This is a genomic window from Microcystis sp. M090S1 (assembly GCF_020246295.1).
Lineage (GTDB): Bacteria > Cyanobacteriota > Cyanobacteriia > Cyanobacteriales > Microcystaceae > Microcystis > Microcystis aeruginosa.
This window is the reverse complement of the sequence record NZ_JADBTF010000415.1, coordinates 17,512-29,652: the sequence shown is the minus strand read 5'-3', so window position 1 is coordinate 29,652 and position 12,141 is coordinate 17,512. Positions and strand designations below refer to the sequence as shown.

8 protein-coding genes and 1 pseudogene are annotated in these 12,141 nt (G+C 43.6%); 3 read left to right on the top strand and 6 right to left on the bottom strand.

Annotation, left to right across the window (positions count from 1 at the left end; genetic code table 11):
• The first annotated feature begins 506 nt into the window (after positions 1 to 506).
• A complete protein-coding gene (gene pruA, locus IM477_RS18440) occupies positions 507 to 3,476 on the top strand; it encodes an L-glutamate gamma-semialdehyde dehydrogenase (protein WP_287732982.1) in 2,970 nt (989 codons plus the stop codon).
• A gap of 670 nt (positions 3,477 to 4,146) precedes the next feature.
• Positions 4,147 to 5,781, top strand: coding sequence for an alpha-D-glucose phosphate-specific phosphoglucomutase (locus IM477_RS18435; RefSeq protein ID WP_287732981.1), 1,635 nt, complete (start codon positions 4,147 to 4,149; stop codon positions 5,779 to 5,781).
• 68 nt (positions 5,782 to 5,849) lie between these two features.
• Here the strand turns inward: IM477_RS18435 and IM477_RS18430 are convergent, their stop codons facing one another.
• The 6 genes and pseudogenes from IM477_RS18430 to IM477_RS18405 all read right to left on the bottom strand — a co-directional run bounded on the left by IM477_RS18430 (position 5,850) and on the right by IM477_RS18405 (position 10,354).
• Entirely contained in the window at positions 5,850 to 6,260 is a 411-nt protein-coding gene (locus IM477_RS18430; RefSeq protein WP_287732980.1) for a tellurite resistance TerB family protein, read from the bottom strand.
• Positions 6,250 to 7,602, bottom strand: coding sequence for a 16S rRNA (cytosine(967)-C(5))-methyltransferase (locus IM477_RS18425; RefSeq protein ID WP_287732979.1), 1,353 nt, complete (start codon positions 7,600 to 7,602; stop codon positions 6,250 to 6,252). The genes IM477_RS18430 and IM477_RS18425 overlap by 11 nt, the downstream gene beginning before the upstream one ends.
• Complete coding sequence (locus IM477_RS18420) at positions 7,599 to 8,192, bottom strand: alpha/beta hydrolase (protein ID WP_306462502.1); 594 nt, start codon at positions 8,190 to 8,192, stop codon at positions 7,599 to 7,601. Before IM477_RS18420 ends, IM477_RS18425 begins: the two co-directional genes overlap by 4 nt.
• 224 nt (positions 8,193 to 8,416) lie before the next feature.
• A pseudogene (locus tag IM477_RS18415) lies at positions 8,417 to 8,928 on the bottom strand (IS1-like element transposase); the annotation flags it as partial.
• 255 nt (positions 8,929 to 9,183) lie between these two features.
• Entirely contained in the window at positions 9,184 to 10,059 is an 876-nt protein-coding gene (locus IM477_RS18410) for a hypothetical protein (protein ID WP_287732978.1), read from the bottom strand.
• Positions 10,046 to 10,354: a hypothetical protein gene (locus IM477_RS18405; RefSeq protein WP_287732977.1), complete on the bottom strand. Its 309-nt coding sequence runs from the start codon at positions 10,352 to 10,354 to the stop codon at positions 10,046 to 10,048. Before IM477_RS18405 ends, IM477_RS18410 begins: the two co-directional genes overlap by 14 nt.
• A 204-nt stretch (positions 10,355 to 10,558) precedes the next feature.
• Here IM477_RS18405 and IM477_RS18400 point away from each other — a divergent pair, with 204 nt between their 5' ends.
• Positions 10,559 to 11,968, top strand: a complete 1,410-nt coding sequence (locus IM477_RS18400; RefSeq protein WP_287732976.1) for an AAA-like domain-containing protein — start codon at positions 10,559 to 10,561, stop codon at positions 11,966 to 11,968.
• Positions 11,969 to 12,141: the final 173 nt, after the last annotated feature.

Here is a 12,141-nt window from a genome sequence, read left to right as displayed (position 1 = left end):
CTCAATCCAAGCTTTTGGGGGGTAGAACCCCCCAAACCCCGGAGCGCATTAGTTTTTCGGTGGGATGCTTACACGCAGCCGCTGACACATCTGTAATGATTTGAGAGTCACTCCCCTTGCAGGAGTGTCTCTGCTGATATGTAGCTTATACTCAACGGATTTAGTATGATCGACGAATTGGCGTTATTTCAGCTTCTATTTTCAAGTCAGTCAGGATTTAGGAGATTATTTTTATTTATTCTCCCCATTTCCCCATTTCCCCACCTCCCCACTTCCCCACTTCCCCACTTCCCCACTTCCTCACTCGATCGAGTACAATAGAGTGTTCAGCAAAAGTAATCGGCTATTAGCTTTGATTAGTCCTTCGGTAAGAATATAAACCAGAGAAAAGAGCCATTAAGAGCGGCAATCAGCTGAAAAAGCTCAAAAACTGAATTTTAGGCTGAAGGCTGACGGTAGCTTGCTGAAAGCTGAATCCCGTTGATAATTTTTTTACTTGAATCACCGTGGTTATCCAAATCGACTCAACTCAAAACTACGAAACCAAAACCCAAGAGATCGCTAGACAACTTTTAGCCGAAACTCGGGAAAAAAAAGGTCTTTGGTCTGCTTTACAGGATCAAATGCGTTGGGATGATAAATTACTCGATTGGGCAATGTCTAACCCCAATTTACGAGTACAATTATTCCGTTTTATTGACTGTTTACCCGCTTTACGCAGTAATGCCGAGATCGCTAATCATCTCCAACAATACCTCGGTGATGCTTCCGTAGAACTGCCCAGTGCGCTGAAAAGTATCCTCAACTTTAGTGATCCTAACTCCCTACCGGCTCAAACGGCCGCCAGTCTGATCAGTAAATCCGTAGAAACCTTAGCTCGTAAGTATATCGCCGGGGAAGACCTAGAGCAAATTACTCGCACTGTCACCCGTCTGCGGAAGGAAAAAATGGCTTTTACCATAGATCTCCTCGGTGAAGCGGTAATTACTGAAGCGGAAACCCAAGTTTATCTACAAAGTTATCTCGATTTAATGACCCATTTGGCTCAAGAAGCGAGCAAATGGAATAAAGTTAGCCAAATTGATGAAGCGGACGGCGACTTATTACCACAAGTGCAGGTTTCTGTCAAGCTAACTGCCTTTTATTCTCAGTTTGATCCCATGGATCCGATTGGTAGTAAGGAAAAAGTTTGCGATCGCATTCGCCTACTGTTGCGACGCGCTCAGGAGTTAGGGGTGGCAGTCCATTTTGATATGGAACAGTACGTTTATAAAAACCTCACCCTGGCTATCCTGAAAGAATTACTCCTAGAAGAAGAATTTCGCAGTCGTACCGATATTGGCATCACCCTACAGGCATATTTAAGAGATTCTGCCCAAGATTTACAAGATTTAATTAATTGGGCTAAACAGCGCGGTTATCCCGTTACTGTCCGGCTAGTCAAAGGCGCTTACTGGGATCAGGAAACAATTAAATCTCGGCAAAATCACTGGCCACAGCCGGTATATAACGAAAAATCGGCCACCGATGCCAATTATGAGCGAATGACGCGGTTATTATTGGAAAATCATCAATATTTATACGCCGCCATCGGTAGTCATAACGTGCGATCGCAAGCCTTGGCCTGTGCGATCGCAGAAAGTTTAGAAATTCCCCGTCGTCGCTTTGAAATGCAGGTATTGTACGGCATGGGCGACCAATTAGCCAAAGCGTTAGTGAAGCGGGGTCATCGGGTGCGGGTTTATTCCCCCTACGGACAACTCTTACCCGGTATGGCCTACCTAATCCGCCGTTTATTAGAAAATACCGCTAATAGTTCCTTCCTACGGCAAAATTTGGAGGATCGTCCCGTGGAAGATTTAATCGCAGCCCCCCGGGTTTTAGGCCAGGATAACCCGATTATCCCCGGTTTTCCTAATGCCGCCGATACAGATTATGCCAACGAGCAATTACGAAATAAAGCGAGTCAAGCCCTTACTTTTGTCAAAAATTCCCTCGGTAAGACCTATTTACCCCTAATTAACGGCGAATACGTCACCACCAATGTTCAAATTAATTCCGTTAATCCCTGTAACCCGCAGGAAATAGTGGGGAAAGTAGGCTTAATTGAGGTGGAACAGGCAGAAAAAGCGATCATAGCGGCGAAACAGGCTTTTCCCGCTTGGAAACGCACCCCAGTGGCTAAAAGAGCCGAAATACTGCGAAAAGCGGCAGATTTGATGGAAGCGCGACGACACGAGTTATCGGCCTGGATTTGTTTGGAAGTGGGCAAAGTTATCCAACAGGCGGATCCGGAAGTGTCAGAAGCGATCGATTTTTGCCGTTATTACGCCTCCGAGATGGAAAGACTGGATTTAGGGCATAATTTCGACGTAGCAGGTGAGAATAATCGTTATTCCTACCAACCCCGGGGTATTGCTTTAGTGATTTCTCCCTGGAATTTCCCCCTAGCCATTGCGGTGGGGATGACAGTAGCAGCTTTAGTAGCAGGTAACTGCACGCTATTGAAACCTGCCGAGACTTCTTCGGTAATTACGGCGAAATTTGCCGAGATTCTCCTAGAAGCGGGTATTCCTGCCGGAGTCTTCCAATATATCCCGGGTAAAGGTTCGCAAGTGGGGGCCCATTTAGTTAGCCATCCCGATGTTCACCTAATCGCCTTCACCGGTTCACGAGAAGTGGGCTGTCGCATCTATACAGATGCCTCCATCGTGCAAAAGGGTCAAAAACACCTAAAACGAGTTATCGCCGAAATGGGCGGCAAAAATGCCCTAATTGTCGATGAGAGTGCCGATTTAGATCAGGCCGTTGTCGGTGCGGTTAAGTCCGCTTTTGGCTACACCGGCCAGAAATGTTCGGCCTGTTCGCGGATAATCGTTCTGGAAAGCGTCTATGATAGCTTTGTTGATCGCTTTGTCGAGGCTACCAAGTCCCTCAATATCGGGCCGACGGATTTACCGAGTACGGAAGTAGGACCGGTTATCGACGAGAAAGCTCAAGCAAGAATTCGGGAATATATCGAAACTGGTAAAAAAGAGGCAGAATTGGCCCTAGAAATGCCAATTCCAGAAGTGGGTTATTTCGTCAGTCCCACCGTCTTTAAGAATGTTCCCCCCGATGCGGTAATAGCGATGGAGGAAATTTTCGGTCCCGTGGTGGCGATTATCAAAGTGAGTAATTTTGAGGAAGCTTTAGCTGTAGCTAACGGAACCGACTATGCTTTAACTGGTGGCTTATATTCTCGCACTCCTGCCCATATTAACCGAGCTACGCAGGAATTTGAAGTAGGAAACCTCTATATTAACCGGGGAATCACCGGTGCGATTGTCTCCCGTCAACCCTTCGGGGGTTTCAAGATGTCGGGGGTAGGTTCCAAAGCTGGGGGTCCCGATTATCTGCTGCAATTCCTCGAACCTCGTCACATCAGCGAGAATATTCAACGTCAGGGATTTGCACCGATTGAAGGGGCCGATTAGGCCATTCACAGCTAAAATTGGTTATTATTGGGGGTTTATACCCCCAAATCTGGTTCATTTATCGGCTAAGACTAAATCCAGTTATTAAAAACTGATTATTTATTCTCCGTTTTGCCTATTGCCTTTTGCCTCTCCTGATATTTAGCCTATACTCAAGGGATTTAGTATTACTTGCCACTTGACCACTCAATCCAAGCTTTTGGGGGGTAGAACCCCCCAAACCCCCCGTTGGGGGCGTGGCGCCGCCCCCAAACCCCCCGCGCATTAGTTTTTCGGTGGGATGCTTACACGCAGCCGCTGACGCATCTGTAATAATTTAAGAGTCACTCCGCTTGCAGGAGTGCCTCTCCTGATATGTAGCTTATACTGAACGGATTTAGTATGATTGACGAATTGGCGTTATTTCAGCTTCTATTTTCAAGTCAGTATTCAGGAATCAGGAGACTATTGTTATTTGTTTTCCCTTCTCCCCACTTCCCTATCTCCCCACTCCCCTATCTCCCCCCCGCAACGCGCACGAAGTGGTCTCCCCACTCTCCTAGACTTTTTAAACAGGATTTAGTATGACAGGGGACTCCCCAGCTGTTGTCTTTCCTAGCTGATTTCTTGGCTGTCAACCTACTGCTATATACTTAAGTTGACAATTGCGTCAGCCTATCAAGAAAAGACTATGACGATTGAAACCGTTGCCACAAAACCCTTTAGTGACCAGAAACCGGGGACTTCTGGATTGCGAAAATCCGTTCCCGTTTTTCAACAACCCCATTATCTGGAAAATTTTATTCAAGCTATCTTCAATACTTTAGACGGTATCGAGGGTCAAACCCTAGTTGTCGGTGGAGATGGTCGTTATTATAACCGTCAAGCTATTCAAACTATCCTGAAAATCGCCGCCGCTAACGGTATCGGTAGAATACTCGTGGGAACCGATGGTATTGTCTCCACTCCCGCTATTTCTGGGTTAATTCGCGAAAATAACGCTTTTGGCGGTATTGTTCTCTCCGCTAGTCATAACCCCGGCGGTCCGGAGGGCGATTTTGGCATTAAGTACAATATTACTAACGGCGGACCGGCCCCGGAAAATATCACCGATGCAATTTATGCCGAGACTAAGGTGATTAGCAGTTATAAAATCCTCTCAGGGGCCGATATTAATCTCGATCGCCCCAGTTCCTTTAAACTGGGAACTATGGATGTGGAAGTGATCGATGCGGTCACTCCCTATGTCAAAATGATGGAAAAGATTTTTGATTTCGATCGCATTCAGACCCTACTCACTTCTGGTAAGTTTAAAATGTGCATGGATTCTCTCCATGCGGTAACCGGTCCCTACGCTTATGCCATATTTGAACAGCGTTTAGGCGCGCCCAAAGGTACAGTATTAAATGGTATTCCCTTAGAGGATTTTGGTGGTGGTCATCCCGATCCTAACCTAGTCTATGCCCATGATCTGGTAGAAATTCTCTTCGGTCAAGAGGCTCCGGATTTTGGGGCTGCTTCCGATGGAGATGGCGATCGCAATATGATCCTCGGTCAGAATTTTTTTGTTACCCCCAGTGATAGTTTGGCGGTACTAACAGCCAACGCTCATCTAGTACCGGGCTATCAAAATGGTATCACGGGAGTAGCGCGATCGATGCCCACCAGTGCGGCGGCCGATCGAGTAGCGGCTAAACTGGGAATTGACTGTTATGAAACTCCCACCGGTTGGAAATTCTTCGGTAATTTGTTAGATGCGGGGAAAGCAACCCTTTGCGGGGAGGAAAGTTTCGGCACGGGTTCCAATCATATTCGCGAAAAAGATGGTTTATGGGCGGTTCTTTTCTGGTTAAATATTTTGGCAGTTAAAGGGGAATCTGTAGAGGAAATTGTTCGCAGTCATTGGCAAGAATTCGGTCGTAATTTCTATTCTCGTCATGATTATGAAGAAGTCGCATTAGAACCGGCAAAAGAGATGATGGCACGTCTCCAGAAGCTGGTTTTAGACCTTAAGGGTAAACAATTTGGTAACTATGAAGTGGAGTATGCCGATGATTTTAGCTATACGGATCCCGTGGATGGTAGTGTGAGTAAAAATCAAGGTATTCGCATTGGTTTTACCGATGGTTCTCGGATTATTTATCGTCTATCGGGTACGGGAACTAAAGGAGCAACTCTCCGGGTTTATCTAGAAAGTTATGAACCGGACGCAAGTAAACACGATATCGACACCCAAAAGGCCCTACAACCCTTAATTGATTTAGCCGAAGAAATCGGTCAAATTCGTCAATCTACCGGACGGGAACAACCCACAGTTATTACCTAAAATCTAGGGATCAGCTATCAGTTTTTATCGGGGAAATTTTTGACCTGCTCATCACTGATAGCTCCTCCTTAATTACTTTCAGTAATTGCCCTGTGGTACAATTTCTGAATTCCCGTGACTAATTTATCTAACATCGATCGATGGCTATCATGAGTCGGATCGAAACTCTGCACTTTAGTTAATAATTTCGCTTCCTGTATATCCACGTCGTCATCGCTATAGATTAAAGTGCTAATCGATGTTAGTAGATCTTGATAGATTTCTGGACTAGGATTATCGCCTAAATAGGACTCTAACCATCGATAACATTCACCGGTTTTAACTGGTTTTAGTTCCGATAATAGTGGTTTTATCTCCGGATCATCATCAAGTTTTTCCCTCACAGCTACCTGTCGTAAATAATTTCTTTCTGATGGTTGAATGACACCATCAATCCAAGCAACACCGATGAGAATTTTCAGTAATTGTTTATTTTTCATCCCACACTTCCTTGACTAACTTAGCCATAAAAAAACCGTCTTGATTATGCCGATGGGGTAACACTTCGATCGCTCCCGTTTCTGTATAGTATTCTGAGAAGCATGAATTAGAGTCAGGAGTGGCCATTTTCCAATCGGGATGAGCGGCTAAAAACTGCTCGATCACTCTTTCATTTTCTAACGGATCGAGAGTACAGGTGGCATAAACTAAGATTCCCTTCGGTTTTACCCAAGTGGCAGCCGAGGCTAAAAGTTCCCCCTGTCGTTTGGCTAGTACGGGTAAATTTTCCGGTGTTTGTCGCCAACGTATATCAGGACGCTTGTGCAGGGTTCCCAATCCTGAACAGGGAGCATCGATTAGTACACGATCGGCGATGCCGCGCCACTGGGGACGATCGCGACTATCCCCTAGATGTATTTCGATCGCTTTTAAGTCTAATCTTTTAATATTGGCTTCTAACTGTCGTAAACGGGATGCCGTTTGATCACAGGCTAATATTCTACCCCGATCGCCCATTAATTCGGCAATATGAGTGGTTTTTCCCCCCGGTGCTGCACAAGCGTCGATAATTGTCTCTCCGGGCTGGGGATCGAGTAGATAAGTGACTAATTGGGCGCTAATATCCTGTAGGGTGTAATTTCCGGCTCGAAATCCCTCTAAACGCTCAATATTGCCTAAACCAGAGGTTAAACGGCAAGCTAGAGGTAACTTAAGATAATTAAAAGTTATATTGGCTGATTCTAACTCATTTTCTAGGGCTTCTAGGCTAGTTTTCAGGGGATTAATCCGAATATCGAGGTCAGGAGAGCGATTAAACCATTGACACAGTTGTTCCGTTTCCGTAACACTAAAGCGATCTAACCACAATTGCACCAACCAATCGGGGAAACTGTGGAGAATACCCAATCTAGAAGCGGTATTTTCCGGTAAAAGTAAAGGATCGTCGCCATTAGCAGTTAAACGGAGATATTGCCGCAGCATTCCGTTAACCACCGCCGCTAATTTGCCTAAATGACTGATTTTAGTTAATTCTACCGCCGTATTCACCGCCGCCGATGGGGGAATCTGGGATAGATAACGCAGTTGATAAAGACCAATATGGAGAATTCGCCGTAAATCCGGGGGTTGCTGGGCCGCGGTTTTTTTCCCCAGGCGATCGAGCAGCGCATCCAAAGTTCTTTGTCGGCGCATTATACCATAAACAATCTCCGTTGTCAAGGCTTTGTCAAGACAATTTAAGGAACTAGCGGACAAATGGCGATCAAGAGCGCGATCGGGATAGGCGGAGGAGCGATCGATATCCCGTAAAATCAGCAAAGCCAGCTGACGAGCATTATTCATGCAGTTTCTAGACGATTGCGGAGGAATTGGCGTAAAATAGTCAGTGCCGGAATCGGGATTTCGTGACCCATATTTAACTCGTGATATTCGACGTTAACCCCCAAACCAAGCAGTAAATCTCTGGCTTGACGAGCAGCTGCGATAGGAACGACGGGATCCTGCTTACCATGAACAATTAAGACATTTTGTGGACCTTGGGGATGGGGTTCACCGTGCAGATAACCACTCAAGGAACCCAATCCCGCCAAGGGTAAAGATAAACCCACATCCAGCGTCATCGCTCCCCCTTGGGAAAAACCGGTCAAAAAAGTCCGCTCTAGGGGAATACCGGTAGTTGCTTCTAGGGAAATAATCCAATCGTGCAACTGTTGACGACTAGCGACTAAACCTTGATAATCGGAGGTTTCTAAAGCATACCAGGCGCGTCCCCCCGGCACTTGGGGATGATCGAAGGGAGCATTAGGAAACAAAAATTGACAATCAGCTAGATCCAGCATCGATGCAAGGGGGGCCAGATCCATGGCATCTGCACCCCAACCGTGCAGCATGATCACTAGATAGCGAGCGGGATTTTCCGGGGAAGGGGGAATGACAATCGGGTTAAAAGACAGAGTTTTTTCCTCGCAATTCTCTTTTTTCTCTATTCTATAGCGGTTTTCCCCGGGGTGAGATGGGTGTTGGGGAGTCTTTTCAGTGATCAGCTTCTGAAGGCAAAAGGCACTCATGCAAAAGGCAGCTTTAATCTCCCAACTCCGGCACTCCCAACTCCCATCACCCCACACCCCACACCCCACACCCTGTCCCCAGGAAAAACTTTTTCAGCATACCCTAAATAGCAACCAATAATTTCCCTTGTCTTTCTATCAATTAACCGCCAAATATAAACCTTTATCGTCTTAGAAAAAACCAAAGACCACATCTCATCACATTCTCTAAACAATTTACCTTTTTGTTTGTCCGAAACCTTTATTTGACGGGGAACAGCCGCCAGTTTATTGTTGACATAATTTTGTAACCATGACCAACTTACCCCTGTTACTCTCGCAATTCCTCGCAAGGAAATTCGTTCGAGCAAGAGTTGATCAATTAATTGTTTGGTTTCGTCAGAGACGGTTTTATTAGTGGGATTGATCACCAACGGTTGACCACATTCTTTACCTTGACGTTTGGGTTTTCCATTATGAATAGAACCATTCTTGATAGTATGGTGAGAACCACAACGCTTGACAGGGGAATAGAGGTGAAGGGGGTATTTTGTTCGGTGCTAGACTGATATTTGAGTAAGCCAGACAGGAGCCAGAAAAAGATATTTATTATAAAAGTCATGCTCAAGCTAGAGGTTTAAAGACTGAGCGGGTTGCAATTATTTTTATTAATAAATATTTTACACAATTCATACCAGGTAAGCAATAGGGCTACGCCACTACTACCGAATCATTACCACATCGGTTACTTTTTTTCTGGTCCAGATGGTGAGAATTGTCTGGAAAAGTCAACCCATCACTCCCCCTCAAGGATTTTTATCAATTCCAGTTAATCGATCAATAGCAGTACCAGTGTATTTAATTGACTGGCCGACGTTTAATTTATCGTACTATTCCCCTGTTCTATTTTTCGCAGTCTTTTTAAAATTTCTGATTGCTCTGGGTGATCTGTAATTTTATTAATATCTTCAGGACTTATAATATCAAATAATAACCATATTAATCTTTCTCTCTTATCCTCGTCACTAAAATTTCCCCCGATGATAGCGTTTAATCTTCCTTGATATTTCTCTGGCGTTTCTTTCAGTGTAGATCCACCGATTAACTTTTGGATGTATTCCTGAAGAGTAACTATTTGAAAACGATCAAATTCAGGCTTGATAAAATAATATAGGCTGGTTTTCTTGATTACCAATTTCTTGTCTAAAGGACTAATAATAGATATTTGAGAGTCTTTGTACCGCTCTAAAATCTTTTTGATCCCACTGGAGACGAAAGTAATTGCAGATAGGCCGAATCCACCCATTAATTGGTCGATTTGTTCTAAATTAGGGTTTAAGGAACCCATAATAAGACCGAAGACCAGAGCAATGATTAAACCAAAAAAAACATTATCCTCGATCAAGCTTAATAGAGAAAATATAAATTGAATAAGAAGGTATAAGAGTATTGATATAAGAACTTTGACAATTAATAAAAAACGGAAAGTCTTTAAAAAATCCTTTTTTAAATCGGGAAATAAATGACAATCCCTAAAAGCTGAGAAATAGCTAATTCCAGTTTCAACTGCTACTCCAATAATTATCGCAGCAAACACAAAATACCACCGATGTCCTTCCACAAATTTCTGTATTTCACTAGGAAGGTCGGTGGCGGCAGCTGTCTGAGAATCTACCAAAAATAGGTAATGGGTGAATGAACTGAAAAAAGTAAACTTGTCTAATTCCGTTAGAACCTGACTACAAAATACCATTTATCCTCAGCTGACGAGTTTTCCAAGTGGGAGCAAAGATTTTGTAGCTTTCTTGTTCACTAACTGAGATATAGCCTTTGTCCGCTAGTTTTTCTAATTTATCTTGTAAGTTAGCTTCCCCAATTCTATCTGTTTCAATTTCAAAGCTCAAGGCAGTGGCAGCCCTAACTTTGAGTAAATCAGATAAAAGAGACTTCTCCGCGGAGGTTAAATAATTGTCAGACTTAGCTGAAGTCCCAGAACCACCCTTATAAGTGTCCTTGTCTTTGGGCTTAGGAGGAAATATGTCAAGCATTATGTTTTGTGTAGTTTATAAATACACTTCGACCAGTACATCTTGATCCTCAGTCATGACTCTCTGAGTTCATGAATGGGAATGACTGAGATATGTCTGAGTTTTTTGCGATGATAGCGTAAACGATCACTCTCTGATCTCATGACTGAGATATGTCTGAGTTTTTTGCGATAAAATAGAAATTACGTCGATTGATGGAAGTTTATGGCGCGATCGCTTAAAGTAAAATCAGAATATATCCCTAGAGTCAAACAAGCAGTTAGACGCAATGGTTACGCAACTCAACAGCTGCTTGCTGAGGAGTTAGGGTTCGCAAAATCGACTATTAGCCTTTTTCTTAACGGTAAACCGATTAGTAATCTCAATTTTTTTGAAATTTGTCAAAGCTTAGGCCTTGATTATCGAGAAATCGCTGACTGGGATGAGTTGGAGGAAACAGCTGCTGCCACGTCTGAGGATGAGGGAGAAAACCGGGCTGCGGATTTTTCCAAGTATGTTGAACGTCTTAGTAATCCCAATTTTTTTGAAATTTGTCAAAGCTTAGGCCTTGATTATCGAGAAATCGCTGACTGGGATGAGTTGGAGGAAACACCAGCTGCCACGTCTGAGGATGAGGGAGAAAACCGGGCTGCGGATTTTTCCAAGTATGTTGAACGTCCTCCAGTGGAACAGCTTTGTCTGGAGACGGTGCGTCAAGCAGGTTCATTATTGCGAATTAAATCAGCCAAGGGGATGGGTAAAACCCTATTAGTCGATAGAATTTTGAGTCAAGTTGACAAAAGACAGTATAAAACCGTCAGTTTGAGTTTTTTACAAGCAAGTAAAGGAATTATCGGCGATTTAGACCGATTGCTCTCTTGGTTTGCTTTGATTATTTCCAAGAAATTAGGGTTAGCAGCTCTCTTTCAGGAAAAATGGCAAGAAGGATTAGGACTTTATAGCTGTACTGCCTATTTTGAAGACCATTTGCTCAAAAAGCTGGATAAACCCCTAATTTTAGTTTTAGAGGAGATAGATAGTCTCTTTGCCTATACCAGCGTTGCCGACGATTTCCTTAGTTTATTTCGTCTTTGGCACGAGGAGGCAAAAAATAATAATACTTGGCAAAAGTTACACTTAATTATCACCTACTCCACAGAAAATTATGTTCCTGCTGACCTGAATAAATCTCCTGTGAATGTAGGAACAGAAATACTGTTACCTGATTTTACTCTAGAACAGGTCTTGATTCTAGCCAATAAATATCAGGCTAACTTGGGAAAAGATGAACTGCAAAAAATAATTAATCTTGTCGGGGGACATCCCTATTTAATCCAAAAAGCGATTTATGCGATTAGCCAAAAACAACTGTCTTTAGCAGATTTTTTAGAGACAGCAGCCACGGAAGAGGGAATTTATGGGGATCATTTGCGAGGACATTTGCTAAACTTACAAGAACATCCAAACCTAGCAGCAGGAATGAAAAAGGTTGTAGAGTCCTCTTCTCCCGTTGATTTAGGTGCAACAATTAATTGGCAACTTCATAGTTTAGGATTAGTAACCTTTGTGCAGAATGCTGTTCAACCCCGTTATCCACTATACAGCGACTATTTTAGGTATCGCCTATCCTCCTAAAATCCAATATATTGAGTTAAACTGTTGTACATCTAAATCTAATATTCGTTTTCACCTGTTCCCCGTTCCCCCATCGAACCCAGAACTTTAAATGCGGACTAGCTTAGGCACAGATAACCTTTGATTAAATTATTCATCGAACTTAACCAATCAGACAAATTGCTAATTTTAAT

What these genes read in the sequence shown, in the direction of transcription:
- IM477_RS18400 (WP_287732976.1), top strand. Translation starts at nt 10,559, where the DNA reads ATGGCGCGATCGCTTAAAGTAAAATCAGAATATATCCCTAGAGTCAAA.
- IM477_RS18405 (WP_287732977.1), bottom strand. Translation starts at nt 10,354, where the DNA reads ATGCTTGACATATTTCCTCCTAAGCCCAAAGACAAGGACACTTATAAG.
- IM477_RS18430 (WP_287732980.1), bottom strand. Translation starts at nt 6,260, where the DNA reads ATGAAAAATAAACAATTACTGAAAATTCTCATCGGTGTTGCTTGGATT.
- IM477_RS18410 (WP_287732978.1), bottom strand. Translation starts at nt 10,059, where the DNA reads ATGGTATTTTGTAGTCAGGTTCTAACGGAATTAGACAAGTTTACTTTT.
- IM477_RS18425 (WP_287732979.1), bottom strand. Translation starts at nt 7,602, where the DNA reads ATGAATAATGCTCGTCAGCTGGCTTTGCTGATTTTACGGGATATCGAT.
- IM477_RS18435 (WP_287732981.1), top strand. Translation starts at nt 4,147, where the DNA reads ATGACGATTGAAACCGTTGCCACAAAACCCTTTAGTGACCAGAAACCG.